Raw genomic sequence first — 18,170 nt, 5'->3', positions numbered from 1 at the left:
ATGACGAAGATATCGACATTGAAAACATACGCATTTGCTATGCTATTGTTTCCACTCCTGATGTTATCAGGATGTGAAGGACTTGTCGGTCCATCGACACCAACGGAGTTCTACAGATTGACTGCGGTTGATCTTTCAGGGCAGGCAAAAGGGCTTGCACTTTCCTCTGAATTGAAAGTTGGCGTTGGGCCGATCAGCATTCCTGGATATGCAGATCGCTCACAGATTGTCTCCAGTGGAAAAGGGGGAAAGCTCATCGTTGACGATTTGCATCACTGGGCAGAACCCATTCACGAAAACATTGAACGGGTTATGGTGAGTAATATTTCCTCAATCCTGAGCCGCGCACAGGTTTTTAGCTATCCTGCAAACTTCACCCCAGAACCATCCAGTTATCAGGTTGCCATTGAAATCATTGAAATGATCTTACTTGAAGACGGAAAAGTTCAGCTCGCAGCCAGTTGGAATGTCAAAAAAATGCTAAACAATCGGCTGATGAAAAGGCAGGCGATTAATTACATCAGTCAAAAATCTGCAACAGATTTAAACGATTATAGCCAAATCTTGAGTGGTTTATTGGGGCAATTGGCTTTAGACATAACGGCAAGCCTTCAAGAAGTTACAAACTGATCAATTCTGGGAAAAGTACGATATGAATGTTTTGTTTATCACCATTGATCAGTGGCGAGCCGACTGGCTTGGGGCAAATGGAAATCAAATAGTCGAAACCCCTAATCTGGATAGGCTGGCGAAGGCAGGTAGCTTGTTTAAGAAACATTTCACTTGCTCTGCACCTTGTGGTCCTTCAAGGGCGACACTCCATACCGGTATGTATCCCAGCAATCACCGGGCTGTTAGAAATGGAACGCCTCTAAATGCAAACCTGACAAATCTGGCAAAAGAAGCACGAAAGCAAGGATATGAACCCACCTTGTTTGGATATACAGATATAACGGCGGATCCCAGGTATAAGGATCGGGGCGATCCTGATCTGGCGACATATGAAGGCGTGATGGAGGGGTATTTTGTTGGTGCACGCCTCAATGAACAGAGTAAAGCTTGGCTTACGGATCTGAAGTCCAAGGGATATGATATTCCAAAAGCGGGCTATGATATTTATCATCCAGACCCAGATTTTGAACTACCTGAAGATCGCCATTTGTCCTATGCTCCGGCTCGCTTCAAGGCGGCTGATAGTGAGACCGCTTGGTTGACGAACCGGGCTCTTGAGTTCTTACAGGCTCAGTTTGGGGATCCTTTCTTTTGTCATGTCAGTTACCTTCGGCCGCACCCCCCGTTTATTGCGCCGCCTGAATATCACGACAAATATGATCCAGATGATATGGCGGAACCGAAGCATTTTGGGGATGTGACAACAATATCGGAGAGCCACCCATTTCTTCAGTATTCCATGGATACTATCAAACAATCGACCTTTATGATGTCTGAAGAGGGTCTCACCAAAGACCTGACAGAGGCTGAAGTGCGCCAAATTCGTGCTACTTATTCAGCCTTGGTGAGTGAAGTGGATAGTAACGTCGGTCGTTTGCTGGATATGTTGGAAAAAACGGGTGAGTTGGATAATACCCTTATTGTGGTAACCGCCGATCATGGGGAGCAGTTGGGAGATCACCACCTGTTTGGAAAGCTGGGTTTCTACGATCAGAGCTTTCATATTCCATTGATTGTTAAGGCTCCTAAATCTTTGAATATTGACCCGTCCGAGATTGAAGAGTTCTCTGAGTCCATTGATATTATGCCGACAATTCTTGAGTGTCTTGGCGCTAAGCCGCCAGCACAATGTGATGGGATTTCTCTACTCCCATTAATGCGGGGAGATAAACCCGAGAATTGGCGCGATGCAGTTCATTGGCTATATGATTTTCGTGATATCGAGCATGGTGATCCAGAAACTGCGTTGGGGCTTGATCATGATGAGTGCAATTTGTTGGTCTATAGAGACCAGAATTTTAAATACGTTCATTTTGCCAGCCTGCCGCCCTTGCTTTTTGATCTTGTGAATGATCCGGATGAGACGCGAAATCTGGCGGAAGAGCCAGATTATCAAGCCGTCGTTCTGGATTACGCGCAAAAGCTTTTGTCCTGGCGCATGAAAAATGAGTTTGGCGCGCTGGATCGGTATGTAGTCTCCGACGATGGGCAGATGCTGTATGGCGATTAGGCGGTTATCGGGTTTGGGATATCCTCACCGGCAAAATAGGCATCAAGGTTGTCGCAGCATTTGAAGCCCATTGCATCGCGGGTTTCATATGTGGCGCTCCCGATATGAGGTAGGAGAAACACATTCTCCAGATCCAAATAACGCTTGTCAAAATTGGGCTCATTCTCAAACACATCAAGGCCTGCGGCTGCTACTCGACCTGACTGCAAAGCTGGAATGAGAGCATTATCATCAATCACAGCGCCCCGAGCCGTATTGACGATCACTGCGTTTTCCGGGAGCAGTTTGATCGTGTTCTCATTAATCAGGTGATGGGTTTGAGGAGTGAGTGGGCAATTTAGTGAGAGATAGCTCGCATTGGGAAGAAGGCTTTCGAGTTCCGTATGATAGATAGCTTCTTCCAAGCCACCTGCCATCACAGGGCGTCTGTTATGATAATGGATCTGCATATCAAACCCGATGGCCCGACGTGCAACAGCCTGACCAATTCGACCCATTCCAATAATGGCTAGTTTTTTACCGGACATATGAAATCCGAGGAAATCAGTCGAAGACCAGCGGCCCCATTTTCCACCTCTCAAGGCTTGCGCTGCCTTGTAGGCAAGACGGGATGCCCCCAACATGCACAAAAGAGCGATATCCGCAGTGGCATCCGTCAAAACGTCGGGTGTATTACCGAGTTTAATACCTTTCTCGTTTGCAGCGGCGGCGTCAATATGGTCGTAACCGACTGAAAAGGTGGTTATAAGGCCAATATTACTTGGTAATTGGTCAATCACAGCCTTAGAGAAGTGGTTAGTTGGATCGCATAGAATCGCTTCGGCTTTTGTTGCATTGCTGATCAGCTCATCAGGGCTGAGGTCATGATCGTCTGGATTATCAATAAGTGTGTAATTTTCCCGGAGACGTTGCATGACGGCTTTGGGAAATTGGCGGGTGACGAGGATTGTAGGCTTTGCAGACATAAGTGTTTGATATCCGAAAAATTAACTGCTGGTTTTCATGAGATTGCGAACCTGCTGGGCGGGACCTGAAGAGGGTTCGGCAAAAGCAGACATTATAGTGAAATGATTGTAAGGGGCTAAGATGCCAGCCGATTTGGAGCAATTCTGCCACTTAGAAGCCAATCGTTCACTCTGGTCAATATATTCCGGGCCTTCTTCCGCCCCTACAAGAGGTAGAAAGACACCGTTTTTCGGCGTGTCCAGATGTATAGGGCTTAAAGTCTCGACGTCGGAAATCGTGAGATTAAGATCCTGCTGCAAGAAACATTTCGAAATCGGTTCCAGATCATACAGACCACTGAGGCCAACAGCGGATTTCACAAGATCCTTAGGCAGATTGGATCCAAATTTTGCCCAATCGGATGCCAGACACATGGCGACGATATGGCCACCAGCTGAATGACCACTGATATTAATTTCATTGCCATTTATTTTAAGCTGCTCAGCTTGTTCATATAGATACGCGAGCGATTGGCGGCATTGGCGGATCAATTCAGCCATATCAATGTTTGGGATGAGCTGGTAATCGACAATTGCTGTCGCAATTCCATGATGGGCAAAAGCACGGGCTACGAAATGAAAACTCTCCTTTGTGAATGCCTTCCAATAACCCCCATGAAAGAAAACTTGGACTGGAGCCGGTGAAGTTCCTTCATTCACAGGATAAAAAAGATCCAGAGACTGGTTTGATGACGGATCATAGACCACTGAGACATGATTAGGGAATTCGTCTCTTGCTGTTTGGCTGAGTGCATTCCATTCCGTCACGAAGTTTTTGAAATTATGTACTTTTGCCTGATTGTTATATTCTGCATCCAGCCCTGGCTGGTCATAGGATTTGTAAACGGTCATTCTTGAAAATTAACTCCCTGGAATTTGGGGGAAGTGTATCGTGATTTACTGGGTATGAAACCGTTTTTTTAATCTTTTGCTTGTTGGTAAACTTGTTTATCCTGACGTCTTCCAAAAAACAAAACACTCCATGAAAAGGGGGAGGCATGACAAATACAATTTCCAAAGAAGAATTTCTCGCATCCGCAGGTGCTGAATATGGTCCAGGGGAATGGATGCTAATCGATCAGGATCGGATCAATAAATTTGCAGAAGCAACTGGGGATTTTCAATTCATCCACGTTGATCCAGAAGCTGCAAAGAAAACACCCTTCGGGACAACCATTGCGCATGGGTTCTTAAGTCTCTCGCTTCTGGCTCACCTCGCGCCTAAAATTACACCAAAACCAGAAAACGTTCAGATGGGCGTGAATTATGGATTGAACAAGCTGCGCTTTCTAACTCCGGTTAAGGTAGATCAGGAAGTTCGGGTCAAAAGCAAGGTTTTGGATGTAACTGAAAAACGGCCTGGCCAGATCCTTGTCACAAGCGAAGTTACGCTTGAGATTAAAGGTGAAAAGACACCAGCTTTGATTGCTGAGTGGCTGGGCATGACCTTTCTGGGTGAGTGATTAATCTTAAATTTTATTAGGAGTTTTTATGTCTATTCGTTTTGATGGCCGTGTTGCCATTGTCACGGGCGCTGGTAATGGTCTTGGACGTTGCCACGCGATTGAGCTTGCAAAGCGGGGCGCAAAGGTTGTTGTGAATGATCTGGGCGGAAGCCGTGATGGAAGTGGGGCTTCCAGTGATGCTGCTAAGGCAGTTGTTGCTGAGATCGAAGCTGCTGGTGGTGAGGCGATGGCCAATGGCGCTGACGTTACCAACTATGATCAGGTTGCTGCCATGGTGCAGGACGCCAAGGACAAATGGGGCAGCGTTGATATTTTGGTGAATAATGCTGGAGTGCTCCGCGATAAATCTTTTAACAATGTGGAGCTGGACGATTTTAATTTTGTGCTGAACGTCCATTTGATGGGCAGTGTAAATTGTACCAAAGCTGTTTGGCCGATTATGCGGGAGCAGAATTATGGCCGGATCGTGATGACGACATCCTCAAGCGGCCTTTATGGTAACTTCGGGCAAACCAACTATGGTGCCGCAAAAATGGGCGTCATCGGCCTAATGAACACTCTGGTTCTAGAGGGTGGTAAATATGGCATTCGGGTGAATGCCCTGTCCCCTTGTGCCGCCACTCGGATGACAGAGGATTTGATGCCTGAAAATCTCTTGGATCTATTGAAGCCGGAGTCTGTAACGCCAGCTCTTCTCTATCTTGTCGGTGAGGACGGTCCAAATAGGACAATTATTACTGCAGGCGCAGGCACTTATGCTAAATCCATCATCTATGAAACTGGTGGCATGTGGCTTCCTGAAGAAGATCAGACACCGGAAAAAATTGCAGAAAATTGGGATACGATCTCTGATCCTTCAACCCAAAAGGAATACACAAGTGGCAACGATCAGACGCAGAATATGTTGACGAAAGCTGCAAACGGATTGGGTATTAAACTAAGCTAAAACCTTAGGCATCTGGTACCAAATTTCACAAGAATGGCCCGTCTATTTGCGGGCCATTTTGCGTTTCATAAGTATTATTTAAAATATGTTGTCACCTGCTGCCACCTGCGGCTAGAATTTAGAAAAAATGGGGAGGACAGGTGACAAGAAAAACAGGATCCAGCGCCGAGAAGACGCTGGCTGCAATACGTCGTGCGGGAATCGACCGCCTATATAAGCAAGGTTTCGCCGGTATGACGTTACGCGAGTTGGCTGCAGATGTAGGGATCCAGGCTGGGTCTTTATACAATCATTTCTCGAATAAGCAGGAATTATTATATAGCATCCTGATATTCGTGATGACCGAGTTGCTGGATGAGCTGAAGTTGTCTTTGCAATCTGCAAAAGATCCTCATTCAGCGTTGATGGCATTCGTTGAGTGCCATGTTATTTTTCATTGCGATAAACGTAAGGAAGTTCTTGTGAGCACGACTGAACTTCGTAGCTTAACACCCGAAAATTACAGGAGAACTATTGAGTTTCGTGATCAATATGAAAAGCAGCTCAAGGATATCCTGATCTGGGGAGCTCAGGAGAATTATTGGCAAGCAGTAGACTATAAAATAGCTACAAAGCTAATCCTTGGAATGATGACGAGTGTGGGCGTTTGGTACCGGACCGATGGTCCCGTTGACAAAACAGGTATTGTCAAAATTTATCAAGCTACGGTTGATAATCTCCTCAAAAATGAAATGCAATCACTGAGAATGCACGCTTTATGATTGAGGGTTAAAAAACAAGTTTCTGTATATTTTTAGAGTTTGTGAATATTTTTTGGCATAAAATCTCGTTGTCTTTTCTATTATCAGGCTTGGTATTAGAAATCTGGTTCGGCAGCCTGAATAACTATTGATAAGTAAATGCTTGAAAATTATCTAATTACTGCTCAATCCCGCCTAAAAAATAGAATTAGAGAACTTGTTTTCCCAGTATCCCTATTTGTAATTTTGGCGTGCTCTGTTCTTGTCTACGCAATTGTTAAGAGTGCCGAAACTCAGGATAGGGTCGAGATAGATACCTCTATCGATTTGGTCAGCGCGTTGCTGAAAAATCAGGAAAACCATCTCAGGGATATCGTGTTTGATCACACTTACTGGGACGCTGCAGTCATTAATTTGGTCTTAAAACCAAATAAGAGCTGGGCAGATGATAACACTGGTGTTTATTTAACAGACTATCATGAATTGTCCGGTAGTTATGTCGTCGATCGCGATGGAAAGACAACTTATGCTGCCGAGGATGGTGAAGCTGTCGATACGCAAATCGAAGATCGATTTCCGGGAATAAGCTCCTTCCTCAATATTGTTAAATCTGGTTTTCAGCCTGAAGTTTCCGAGAGCGTTGGTAGTGTATTCATGAAAGACGCGGATGGCGCAGTTCATCTGGTCGTCGGTGCCGTTCTTCAAAGTGATTATGTAGACCTTTCAGATGATGAAGGGGACAAAGCGACAGCGTTGCAAAATATGCTGATCCTGTCGAAGGCTATCAAGGGGCCATTTCTCATAGAACTATCTGAGCAGTTTAATATTCCTGAACTTACAATTAGAAATGAGGTGGAAGAGCCGAAAGAAAAATTCGGGTACCTGCCCATAAATGGATCAGATGGTCGCATTCTAGGGTGGCTTGAGTGGAAACCAACTTTGCACACGGAAGAGCTCGTCAATTCTGTATTTAAGAATGTTTCTCTAATCTTGGTGGGTCTTTTGTTGCTGACCCTTTTTATCGGATACAAGGCTGTCAAACTAACCAGGGAACTCGATTCAGGAATTAATGAGTATAAAGCAGAGCGAAAGACATTGCTCGAATATGAACGTGCAATTTCTGAGTTGGGGCGCGGAGAGTCCTTGTATGAAATGTCGATAGACCTGGCTTTTGAGCAAATTGCGGGGAGTGCCGTAAGGAATTTGCTTGTTGATCAGGTTGGCGTCTGGGAATTGATTGAGGAGCCACGCCAGATGGTTTGCATGTCTGTCTATGGGCAGACTACGCACGCGCAACAAAAAGGAGTTGGAATTCCCCTTACAGATTTCCCAGAATTGGAAACTGTTTTTGAGGAACGCCGCGGATATACTACCAGTAATATTCTAGAAGACACTTTATTGAAAAAAGCTGCAGAATTGTGGCTGGGATCATCAGATCCTGTTTCTGTGCATTTGGTTCCTGTGTTTCGCAGAGGGGTCGTTGAGGGTTTTGTTCATTTTGCCAGCTGGAACCCTGATTTTGATTGGTCAGAAGAAAAAAGAAGGTTTGCGCGAAGCCTGGTGAATATGATCGCTCTGATCCTTGATACACATGCGCAAAAAGAAGTTGAGCTGGAGCTCCGCAGGGCCAAGAATATGGCGGAAAAGGCGAATATTGCGAAGACAGAATTTCTTGCAAATATGAGCCATGAACTTCGAACACCCTTGAATGCGATAATTGGCTTTTCGGATATCATCAAGCAAAACATTTTCGGGCCTGTTGGGTCGCAAAAATATGTGGACTATGTCGAAGATATCAATGTTAGTGCACGGCATCTTCTGAGTTTGATTAACGAAATTTTGGATGTGGCAAAAACGGAATCCGGTACTTATCGGATTTATCCTGAACCTCTTGAATTGGTCAGCGAATTACAGACTTGCAGGCGGCTTGTTGAAGGACGTTTTCCTGGAAAGTCGATTGAGGTAACGATTATTCCTGACCCAGACTTAAAGATTGTCGAGGTCGACCCCAAATCGTTTCGACAGGTTATCCTCAATATCATGACAAATGCAGCCAAATTCACAAAGTTGGATTGCAAGATTGATGTCACTATCGAAGCGGCAGGTGACGTGTTCACGTTGAGGATTGTGGATAATGGTGTTGGCATTCCAGAAGATCAGATCAAAGAAATCTATAAGCCCTTCCGACAGGTTGAAAACGCCTTTAATAAACGATTTGAAGGAACGGGTCTTGGTCTTGCAATTACGCGTGCTCTTGTGGAACTTCACGGGGGAACAATAGAAATTGAAAGTGAATTGGATCAGGGAACGACAGTCATCATCAACCTGCCTGTCCAGTGTAAAGCCGTCTCTGACCAGGAAGAGCTGACAAAAGAGCTGCCGCGTGCCGTCGATATGTGATTTTGGAGAAATGACGTTTTTCTGTTGAAAAAATGTGGGTATTGGGCCCGATGCCAAATTATTTGTTTGAATTGCAACTGTATTCTTGAGCTTTTCAAATAAACAGATACTCTGTCGATAAAATTTCGATAATCCATTTTCGACAGGTAGAGGCATATGGAACCCAGAGACGTAAGAACAATCGAAGACGCAAAAGCTATCGTTGAGGAACGAGGGCTTGAATACGTAAAAGTTGGCGTGTTTGATGTTGACGGCGTTATGCGCGGCAAATATCTCAGCAAATCCAAATTTTATAGCATTCTTGAAAAAGGGTTCGGATTTTGTGACGTAGTTCTAGGCTGGGATGTAGAAGATCAGCTTTATGACAGGGAAAGCTACACAGGTTGGAAAACCGGTTATCCGGACGCCACAGTAAAAGTCGTCATCGATAGCTGCCGCGAAATTCCGATGGAAGATAATATGCTTCTGTTCCTTTTGGAATTTGGAGATCGTGCAGAGAAAGTTTGCCCACGGGGAACATTGAAGCGGATGATTGCGAAAGCCAATGATATGGGTTTTGCGGCAACGGCAGCCTGTGAGTTTGAATTTTTCCTATTCAATGAAACACCGAAATCTGTTCGTGAAAAGAACTACAAGGATCTTGAAAATTTCACGCCTGGTTTCTTTGGCTATTCCATGCTCCGGGCTTCAACAGAGTCAGAATTTTATGAGCAGCTTCTGGAACTTTGCCTGATAATGGATATGCCACTGGAAGGTCTGCACACAGAAACAGGTCCTGGAGTCCTGGAAGCAGCAATTGGCTATGATGAAGCTTTGGCAGCTGCTGACAAAGGCGCACTTTTTAAGACTTTCACCAAAATTCTGGCGCAAAAGAATGAATTGATGGCGACCTTTATGGCCAAGTGGTCCCCGGATTATCCAGGGCAAAGTGGTCATATTCATATGTCCCTGCAAAAGGAAGATGGCTCCAGTGCGTTTTACGAAGCAGGTAAGCCAGAAAACATGAGCGATGCCATGCGCCATTTCATTGGTGGCCAACAAAAACTTATGCCTGAACTTCTGGCTATGGTTTCGCCAACGATTAATAGTTACACCCGTCTCATTCCAGGTTTTTGGGCACCAACAGAAGCAAGTTGGGGTGTTGAAAACCGGACTTGTGCCTTGCGCGCTATTCCAGGTAATGAAAAATCCCAGCGCGTTGAGTATCGGATAGCTGCAGCGGATATGAACCCTTATCTAGCTGTAGCAGCTGCTTTGGGATCTGGCCTTTGGGGAATTGAAAATAAGATTGAGCCGACAGAAGGTATTGTGGGCAGTGCCTATGATAAGGAATTCCCAGAAGAGCTTGCCTTGCCAAGAACTTTGGGCGAAGCGGCTGAGCGGCTCAAAAATTCTGCGGCGGCAAGAGAGCTGTTCGGCGATGAATTTGTTGATCATTACGCCATCACTCGTGATTGGGAAGAGCGGGAATTTCGAAAAGCAATTACCGATTGGGAGCTACAGCGGTATTTCGAGATTATCTGATTTTAAAAATATCTGGAACTGGGGCAGGGTAGTGCATGCTGTTTAACTTGGATCGGCATTCGAATATCAGTATCCAAGAGCAACTGCGAACTGCCATTGTCTCCTCCATTTTGGGTGGGCAACTCCGCGCTGGTGCTTTGTTGCCCTCCACACGATCCCTTGCAAAGAAACATCAAATCTCCAGAACGACTGTCGTTTTGGTCTATGAGAAACTGGTGGAAGATGGATTTATCGTCTCTGCCAATCGTTCTGGGTTTCGAGTAAGCCCCGAATTGCCTTTGATCACAGCAAGCGCACCTCTCAAGCCGGACAGTGAGAAACCGAAAACCAATCTTGACTGGGCCAGTCGATTTTATTTAAGGCCAAGTGAACAGCGGAATATAACCAAGCCATTAAACTGGCAATCATATCGCTATCCTTTTGTTTACGGGCAACCAGATCCAGCCCTTTTTCCGCTAGCGCAATGGAGAGAATGTTCACGTCAGGCGATGAGCGAGCTTTCCATGCGGAACTGGTCTAGTGATGCGATTTCTGAAGATGATCCCCAACTGGTTAGCGAGATCAAAACCAAGCTTTTACCAAAGCGCGGGATATTTGCAAAAGATGATGAGATCTTGATTACTGCCGGAGCCCAGAACGGCCTATATCTGATCTCAGCCTTGCTGATGGGCGGGGGCGCTAACGTCGCTATTGAAGAACCTGGATATCCAGATGCGAGGAATATCTTTCAAATAAATGGGGGCAATCTCTATCCCACGACTTTGGATGATCAAGGAGCGATCCTTGGGGAGGCCGCCTATCAGTCTGACTACATCTTTTTAACACCCTCTCACCATGCGCCGACAACGGTGAGTATGAGCATGGAGCGACGACGAGCCTTTATGGATCTTGCGTCACGGGAAGACAAAATCATTATTGAGGATGATTTTGAGTGTGAGATGAATTATCTGGGGGAAGACGTCTCCGCCTTGAAGGCAGAAGATGTTGATGGCCGGGTGATATACCTTGGTAGCTTGTCAAAGTCTATGTTCCCGGGTTTGCGCTTGGGGTATGTGGTTGCTGATGCCAAGTTAATAAGGGAGATGAGGGCGTTGCGGCGGTTAATGATGCGCCATGTTCCCAGCAACAATCAGCGGACGACTTCTCTATTTCTCGCTTTGGGGTTTCATGATGCTTATGTCCGTAAACTGAACAGGGTTTACGCAAAACGGTCAAAAGTGATGGCCCGAAGTCTGGAGCAGTATCTTCCTGAGATGAGTGAACGTCCAACTTTTGGGGGGACGAGTTACTGGTTGGAAGGATACTCACAATTAAACTCACATGAGTTAGCTGAGCGTGCCTTAAAGGAAAGTATAGTGATCGAGCCGGGGAGTAATCATTTCCTCGAACCAGTTGGTAATGAGCGGTTTTTTAGGCTTGGTTTCTCGTCAATTTCAGAAGATCGGATTGAGGAAGGAGTTCAAATTTTATCCTCTCTGTTGAGAAAATGACTATTCTGGTATGAGCTAATATCAGAAACTGGACCTATAGTTATTAAAGCTTCTCATCTACCTAGTAAGCATAAGAAAGTTCCGGGAATGATCCATCGGAAGAATTAATTTAGTCAGAGAGGTCTGCAATGGGATATACAACGATTGAAGTGGAACCAATGGCTAGCGCGCTAGGTGCACATGTCCATGGTGTTGATTTTTCAAAACCCCTTTCCGATGAACAATTTCAGGACGTACATGACGCGTTGGTCGAAAATTCAGTCATTTTCTTCCGCAACCAGGAATTGTCTCCTGAAAATCAGCTGGATGTGGCGCGTCGGTTTGGAACTCCGGAAGTGCATCCAATTGTTGAAGGTTCCAACAAGCATCCAGAATTGATTGAAGTTTTAAAACCGGCCGGCGAAGGCGCTTCCTTCGGGACAGGTTGGCACACAGACAATACTTTCTTTGAAAAGCCGAGCATGATTACGATGCTATACGGTATTGAAACTCCACCTGTTGGTGGCGACACGATGTGGGCTAGTATGGAAAAAGCCTATGATCATCTGTCAGATGGTATGAAAGAATTGCTCGATGGTCTTGTGGCAATTCATTCTGCGAAAGTTGCATTTGATCCTCGGAAAACAGCAGAAAAATATGAAGGGCGTCATTCGCTTAAGTATAAGTATTCGGAGGCCGTCGAGGAAGAAGTCGAGCATCCACTTATCCGTACGCATGATGTCTCTGGCCGGAAAAGTATTTTTGTGAACCCAATGTTCACGATCCGGATCAAAGGCATGACTGAAGCTGAAAGTGCCCCAATTCTGAAGTATCTATACGACTTCTCCACACAGCCTGAATTCGCTTGTCGCTTCCGGTGGGAAGATAAATCGATTGCCATGTGGGATAACCGTTGCACACAGCATTATGCGATGAACGACTATGTTCAATATAAGCGTCTAATGCGTCGGGTCACGATCGGCGGTGATGTCCGTCCAAGCTAACTAGTAGCGAGTTTTTTTGTTGTTTAGTTTGGGGGTACAGGGATGGCGCGCCGGAAAATGAAAATCTTGGTTCTGGATGGATATCCGGCAGACCACCGTGTAGAGCTGGCGGCCCATAGGGGTACGCTCGCTGGTGAATTATATGCAGCCCGGCTGATTGAGTGTGAGCCGGATTGCGAAACACATGTCATGTACCCTGCAGATGAAAACTGTGAGCTACCTATTGGTCAGGCATTGAGCGGTTATGACGGGATCGTCTGGACCGGTTCCAGCCTGACTATTCATGATGATCAGGATCCGCGCGTTGTCCGTCAGATCCGTTTTGCCCAGGCCGCTTTTGAGGCAAAGGTCCCCATGTTCGGAAGCTGCTGGGCAGCGCAAATGGCGGTGACAGCAGCAGGTGGATATTGTGCTTTAAATCCAAATGGCCGTGAGTTTGGGATCGCTCGAAAGATTGAGCTGACACCTGCCGGACGAGGGCATCCCATGTATGCCGGAAAGACAAATGTCTTTGATGGATTTACCAGTCATCAGGATGAGATTACGCATGTCCCAAGCGGTGCAACCATATTGGCCGCAAATGCCTTCACCAGTATTCAGGCTGTTGATGTGACGTATAAAGGCGGAAGTTTCTGGGCGGTACAATATCACCCTGAATATGATTTGCATGAAGTCGCCAGTCTCTGCCGTTGGCGGAAGCAAGGATTGACGGAGCAAGGGAACTTTGCCTCCATCAAAGAGGCCGAAGGCTTTATTGGGAAATGGCAGGCTCTGCACGAAGATCCTAAGCGGTCAGATCTTCGCTGGCAGCTGGGGATTGATGACGACGTCCTGAATACAGATATCCGGTATCTCGAACTTCGAAACTGGCTAGCAGCTAAAGTCTATCCCCGCTTGAACTGATAACTCAGTCAGCAATCAGTACTTCGGTTGAACTTAATTGGTCCGCCAGATCCTTCGGAGGTGCTTGATCTGAGATCAGGATATCCACTTGATTGAAATCTGCGACTTTTACTGTGCCGGGGCGATTGTATTTTGTGTGATCAGCAACGACAATCACCTGACCAGCTTGCGGGAGGATTGCGCGTTTGAATTCAGCTTCAGCCAATTCGAAGTCTAGATAGCCTTGCTTAGCTTGCACTGATCCCATGGATAGAATGGCTTTCTGCACAATGAACTGACGAGCAAATTCAACTGCCGTTGGACCGTAAGCCGCGCTGTCATCTGAGCGTATTTCGCCACCAGCCATAAAAACCCGATTATTGTTGCGAGAACAAAGCTCCCGAGCGACCTCGGTCGAATTCGTGACAATTGTGAGGTTCCGGTAATTGATCAACTCTTTAGCGACATAGCAGGATGTGCTGCCATTATCGATAAGAACGGTATCGCCGTCTTTGATCAGGGTTGCAGCTCGCCTTGCAATTCGTTGTTTTTCGTCTCTTTGTTCCTGCAGTCGGCTCATGAATGGTGGTTCATGAGAATTATGGGGTAGCATTACACCGCCATGAATTTTCTCGACAGTTCCTGTTGCGGCTAAATGGCGAATATCCCTCCGAATGGTTTCGTCAGAAACATCCAAGGCTTCCGCCAGTTCGATCACACTGCATGACTTACGAGCTTGCAGGAACTTCATGATTTCTAACTGGCGTTTTGACTGTTTAATCATTGGAAAACAACTCATCTTGCGGGGACGACTGAAGCCAATCTACCATGAGATGAGAGAATTGAAAGTGTAAATGTGGAATTCCAAAAATGGAACACTGATTTTGTTGGAAAATTGATGATTGCTGTTGTGTTTTATGTATTCCTTATGGACCTGTTTGAAAAAATGGTTGAGATAGGCTCCTGAAAGTGACTAAATACCGCAATTGAACGGAGTGACCCCAGCTCCTCCTTTTTTCTCAAAGATAACGGATGGATTGAACGTATGCCTGAGAGTTTGAAATGTTATACGCCTGTTGATGGGAGCCTGTATCTGGAAAGACCTTATATGTCTTCAGATGAGATCCCAGAGTTAATCCAGAAGGCGAAGGCTGCTCAAAAAGAATGGGTTCAAAAATCAGTGGCGGAACGTGCGGCAATCCTGACCAAATGTGTCGACGTGTTTGTGTCCAAAAAAGACAAAATTTCTGAAGAACTGGCTTGGCAGATGGGTCGTCCAATTCGCTACGGCGCTGGAGAGGTCGGCGGTTTTGAAGAGCGGGCTCGATATATGATCGAGATTGCTGCAAAGGCTTTGGCGCCTGTTGAGATCGAAGAAAAAGAGAATTTCACACGTTATATTAAGCGGGAAGCCCTTGGTGTTGTCTTTACAATTGCCCCATGGAATTTCCCTTATATGACTGCTGTAAATTCTATTGTACCCGCGTTGATGGCTGGAAATGCTGTAATCTTAAAGCATGCAACTCAGACGCATCTTTGCGGCGAGACAATGCGCGATGCGTTTGTGGAAGCAGGGCTGCCTGCAGATCTTTTCCAGTTGGTTGTTGCAACACATGATTTCGCAGCTGACTTGATTAAATCTGGCGGTGTCAATTTTGTTGCCTTCACAGGATCTGTTCCTGGTGGCGCAGCCATCGAGGCGGCTGCCTCTGGTCAGTTCATCGGTGTGGGTCTTGAGCTTGGCGGTAAGGATCCGGCATATGTCCGCGCAGATATTGATCCTGTGTTTGCAGCCGAAAATCTTGTGGATGGTGCCATGTTCAATTCTGGTCAGTCCTGCTGTGGGATTGAGCGGATTTATGTTCATGAAGATGTGTATGATGATTTTGTCGACGCGGTAGTGAAGACAGTTAATGACTACAAGCTTGGCTCTCCCCTGGATCCTGAGACTACTCTTGGGCCTTGTGTGAATGCAAAAGCAGCCGATTTTGTTCGTGGCCAGGTAAAGGACGCTGTTGCGGCTGGTGCGAAAGCGCTAATTGATCCAGCGAATTTCCCGGCTGACAAAGAAGGTACAGCTTATCTTGCGCCTCAGGTCGTCGTCGATGTTGATCACAGCATGCGCATTATGACAGAAGAAAGCTTCGGTCCAGTTGTTGGCATCATGAAAGTTTCCTCCGACGAGGAAGCAATCCGGTTGATGAATGACAGTGAGTTTGGTCTGACAGCTTCAATCTGGACGATGGATGAAGATAAAGCCGTTGAAATTGGAGATCAGATTGAAACAGGAACCTGGTTTATGAACCGTTGTGATTATCTGGATCCAGCACTAGCATGGACTGGTGTTAAAAATTCTGGTCGAGGTTGTACATTGTCTTCCGTCGGCTATGAAAGCCTGACACGTCCAAAATCCTATCACTTACGACACACTATTTAAGGGTCTGAATTATATGTCTGAGACGATCAACCAATTGACCGGAAACTGGAACTACCCAACTGCGGTTCGATTTGGTGCTGGGCGCGCCAAAGAAATCGGGGCCGCTTGTAAAGAACTGGGGATGACTAACCCTCTCTTGATTACTGATCCAGGATTGGCTTCATTGCCAATGGTTCAGGATGCTGTTGCATCTTGCGAAGCGGAAGGGTTGAAATGTGCGGTCTTTAGTGAGGTGAAGCCCAACCCGGTTGGTGAAAATGTGGATGCAGGTGTAAAGGTCTATCATGACGGTGGGCATGATGGCGTTATCGCATTTGGCGGTGGATCTGGTCTGGATGCGGCCAAAGCCGTTGCGCTGATGGTGGGGCAGGATGGCTCTGTATTTGATTTTGAGGATGTTGGAGATAATTGGACACGTGTGAAGCCAGAAGGTGTCGCGCCGATTGTTGCGGTACCAACAACCTCAGGAACCGGATCAGAAGTGGGCCGAGCTTCGGTAATTACTGACATGGCAAACCATGTGAAGAAGATTATTTTTCATCCCAAGATGCTACCAAGCATTGTGGTTGCTGATCCAGGATTAACCGTAGGTCTCCCGCCTCATATTACGGCTGCCACGGGCATGGATGCTCTTTCACATAATCTTGAGGCATACTGCTCGCCTTTCTACCATCCAATGGCGGAAGGGATAGCGATTGAGGGTATCCGATTGGTGAAGGAATATTTGCCTGCCGCGACAAAGGATGGAACTGATCTTGTTGCCAGAAGCCAGATGATGGCAGCGTCTACAATGGGCGCAACAGCTTTCCAACGGGGACTGGGAGGCATGCACGCACTCGCGCATCCTTTGGGGGCATTATATGATGCGCATCATGGAATGTTGAATGCGATCCTGATGCCATATGTTCTGGTTCGAAATAAAGATGCCGTTTCTGATCGCTTAAGCCGATTGGCCGCATATCTCGGCCTGGCTGATGCAAGTTTTTATGGCTTCCTCGGCTGGATTCTTGAACTTCGCAAAGAACTTGGAATTCCTCATGATTTGAGTGCTTTGAATATCTCGGATGAAAAAGCGGAACTGGTTGGTAAAATGGCTGTTGAAGATCCGTCATCGGGTGGCAATCCTATCCAGCTGACAGCAGCAGAATACACAGAGGTTTTCTTGAATGCTGTTAGTGGCAAGCTAGACTAATATTTGTTCATAATTGAATGAACTTGAAAGGGCCGGTTTTGCCGGCCCTTTTTTTAGGTGCTGGTGAAGATGACGATAATAATCCCAACGCTGAGGACAAAAGAGGCAATAAGCCGCCTTGCAATTGCACCTTCATTTAGAAAGTATCCTCCAATAATGACGGAAAGAGGTATTGATGCTTGGCGCACGGTTGTGACCGCTGCGACATCGCCACCCTGTTCATAAGCCATCAGAATGAGTAAGTAGGATCCATAAAGGCAACAGATCAGTTTGAGATGCAGCATTGGGGCTCTTATGATGCGGGTTACCCCAAAATACTGAGGAAGCGTGTATCCGTTCAAACGGTAAGTAATTGCTAGAAACGGCCAAACGAGTATTTGTACCCAGAAGAATAGAACTGCCGGTTCGATCTCCTTCATAAGGCGGGCATCGGAAAGCGAGTAGATGCCCGTTCCGCACATGGCTAAAACTGCTAGCAAAAAAATTCGCCAATCTGCGAAGATATTTACACCGCGCCGGTATAGCAGAAGAACCGCACCAAAAAGAACAAGAGCGATCCCGACCAAGACTTCCCAGTCATAAACTTTGCCTAAAACGAAAAAGCTAAAGCCCACAATAAACACAGGTGAAGCCCGAATGATGGGGTAATAGGCGGAGAGGTCGCCCCGCTTGAGTGTTGCCACAAGTGAAAGGCTATAAAGCAACTGCCCGGTGACTGAAATGGCGATAAAGAAAAACTGGTCCGCTGTCAGAAAGAAGTCAGCCCCTGTAATCAAGCCATGTAGAAGCCCAACAAATGCAGCTAAAAGGCTTAGCGTCAGAAAGGCGGCTTCTGGCTCTGGATCTTTTTTGATCAATAAATTCCATAAAGGATGCAAGCCAGCGGATAGAAGAACAAGGATGGCGATAGAGAGAGGCAAGTTA

16 protein-coding genes are annotated in these 18,170 nt (G+C 46.2%); 12 read left to right on the top strand and 4 right to left on the bottom strand.

Annotation, left to right across the window (positions count from 1 at the left end; translation table 11 throughout):
- Nucleotides 1-630: a PqiC family protein gene (locus tag HH301_RS14295; RefSeq protein ID WP_169569705.1), complete on the top strand. Its 630-nt coding sequence runs from the start codon at nucleotides 1-3 to the stop codon at nucleotides 628-630.
- A 22-nt stretch (nucleotides 631-652) separates the two neighbouring features.
- Entirely contained in the window at nucleotides 653-2,182 is a 1,530-nt protein-coding gene (locus HH301_RS14290) for an alkaline phosphatase family protein (protein ID WP_169569704.1), read from the top strand.
- On the opposite strand, the gene HH301_RS14285 is transcribed toward HH301_RS14290, so the two are convergent.
- Nucleotides 2,179-3,147 (bottom strand): 2-hydroxyacid dehydrogenase, encoded by a 969-nt coding sequence (locus tag HH301_RS14285; protein ID WP_169569703.1) that lies wholly within the window; start codon nucleotides 3,145-3,147, stop codon nucleotides 2,179-2,181. The two genes, HH301_RS14290 and HH301_RS14285, sit on opposite strands and share 4 nt — an antisense overlap.
- Before the next feature lie 21 nt (nucleotides 3,148-3,168).
- Entirely contained in the window at nucleotides 3,169-4,038 is an 870-nt protein-coding gene (locus HH301_RS14280; RefSeq protein WP_169569702.1) for an alpha/beta hydrolase, read from the bottom strand.
- Between the two features lie 146 nt (nucleotides 4,039-4,184).
- On the opposite strand from HH301_RS14280, the gene HH301_RS14275 reads away from it, so the two are divergent.
- The 8 genes from HH301_RS14275 (at nucleotide 4,185) to HH301_RS14240 (ending at nucleotide 13,638) form a co-directional block, all read left to right on the top strand.
- The gene (locus HH301_RS14275) at nucleotides 4,185-4,649 is read left to right on the top strand and encodes a MaoC family dehydratase (protein ID WP_169569701.1); all 465 of its coding nucleotides are present in this window, start codon (nucleotides 4,185-4,187) and stop codon (nucleotides 4,647-4,649) included.
- Between the two features lie 28 nt (nucleotides 4,650-4,677).
- Nucleotides 4,678-5,598: an SDR family oxidoreductase gene (locus HH301_RS14270; protein WP_169569700.1), complete on the top strand. Its 921-nt coding sequence runs from the start codon at nucleotides 4,678-4,680 to the stop codon at nucleotides 5,596-5,598.
- Between the two features lie 140 nt (nucleotides 5,599-5,738).
- Nucleotides 5,739-6,359 (top strand): TetR/AcrR family transcriptional regulator, encoded by a 621-nt coding sequence (locus HH301_RS14265; RefSeq protein WP_169569699.1) that lies wholly within the window; start codon nucleotides 5,739-5,741, stop codon nucleotides 6,357-6,359.
- A 138-nt stretch (nucleotides 6,360-6,497) separates the two neighbouring features.
- Nucleotides 6,498-8,738, top strand: a complete 2,241-nt coding sequence (locus HH301_RS14260; RefSeq protein ID WP_169569698.1) for an ATP-binding protein — start codon at nucleotides 6,498-6,500, stop codon at nucleotides 8,736-8,738.
- Nucleotides 8,739-8,894: 156 nt separating this feature from the next.
- Complete coding sequence (locus HH301_RS14255) at nucleotides 8,895-10,262, top strand: glutamine synthetase family protein (protein WP_169569697.1); 1,368 nt, start codon at nucleotides 8,895-8,897, stop codon at nucleotides 10,260-10,262.
- Between the two features lie 35 nt (nucleotides 10,263-10,297).
- The gene (gene pdxR, locus HH301_RS14250) at nucleotides 10,298-11,752 is read left to right on the top strand and encodes a MocR-like pyridoxine biosynthesis transcription factor PdxR (protein WP_169569696.1); all 1,455 of its coding nucleotides are present in this window, start codon (nucleotides 10,298-10,300) and stop codon (nucleotides 11,750-11,752) included.
- A 128-nt stretch (nucleotides 11,753-11,880) separates the two neighbouring features.
- Nucleotides 11,881-12,735, top strand: a complete 855-nt coding sequence (locus HH301_RS14245) for a TauD/TfdA dioxygenase family protein (RefSeq protein WP_169569695.1) — start codon at nucleotides 11,881-11,883, stop codon at nucleotides 12,733-12,735.
- A gap of 42 nt (nucleotides 12,736-12,777) precedes the next feature.
- On the top strand, nucleotides 12,778-13,638 hold the full coding sequence (locus tag HH301_RS14240) for a type 1 glutamine amidotransferase (RefSeq protein ID WP_206378345.1): 861 nt from the start codon (nucleotides 12,778-12,780) through the stop codon (nucleotides 13,636-13,638).
- Nucleotides 13,639-13,642: 4 nt separating this feature from the next.
- On the opposite strand, the gene HH301_RS14235 is transcribed toward HH301_RS14240, so the two are convergent.
- Nucleotides 13,643-14,401, bottom strand: coding sequence for a DeoR/GlpR family DNA-binding transcription regulator (locus HH301_RS14235; protein WP_169569694.1), 759 nt, complete (start codon nucleotides 14,399-14,401; stop codon nucleotides 13,643-13,645).
- Nucleotides 14,402-14,662: 261 nt separating this feature from the next.
- On the opposite strand from HH301_RS14235, the gene HH301_RS14230 reads away from it, so the two are divergent.
- Entirely contained in the window at nucleotides 14,663-16,054 is a 1,392-nt protein-coding gene (locus HH301_RS14230; RefSeq protein ID WP_169569693.1) for an aldehyde dehydrogenase family protein, read from the top strand.
- Nucleotides 16,055-16,067: 13 nt separating this feature from the next.
- Entirely contained in the window at nucleotides 16,068-17,246 is a 1,179-nt protein-coding gene (locus tag HH301_RS14225; RefSeq protein WP_169569692.1) for an iron-containing alcohol dehydrogenase, read from the top strand.
- A gap of 53 nt (nucleotides 17,247-17,299) precedes the next feature.
- On the opposite strand, the gene HH301_RS14220 is transcribed toward HH301_RS14225, so the two are convergent.
- Nucleotides 17,300-18,166: a DMT family transporter gene (locus tag HH301_RS14220; RefSeq protein ID WP_169569691.1), complete on the bottom strand. Its 867-nt coding sequence runs from the start codon at nucleotides 18,164-18,166 to the stop codon at nucleotides 17,300-17,302.
- Between the last annotated feature and the right edge of the window lie 4 nt (nucleotides 18,167-18,170).

This window comes from Sneathiella limimaris (assembly GCF_012932565.1).
In the GTDB taxonomy this organism is placed as follows: Bacteria; Pseudomonadota; Alphaproteobacteria; order Sneathiellales; family Sneathiellaceae; genus Sneathiella; species Sneathiella limimaris.
The sequence above is the reverse complement of the archived record's forward strand: the minus strand, read 5'-3'. Positions and strand labels throughout refer to the sequence as shown.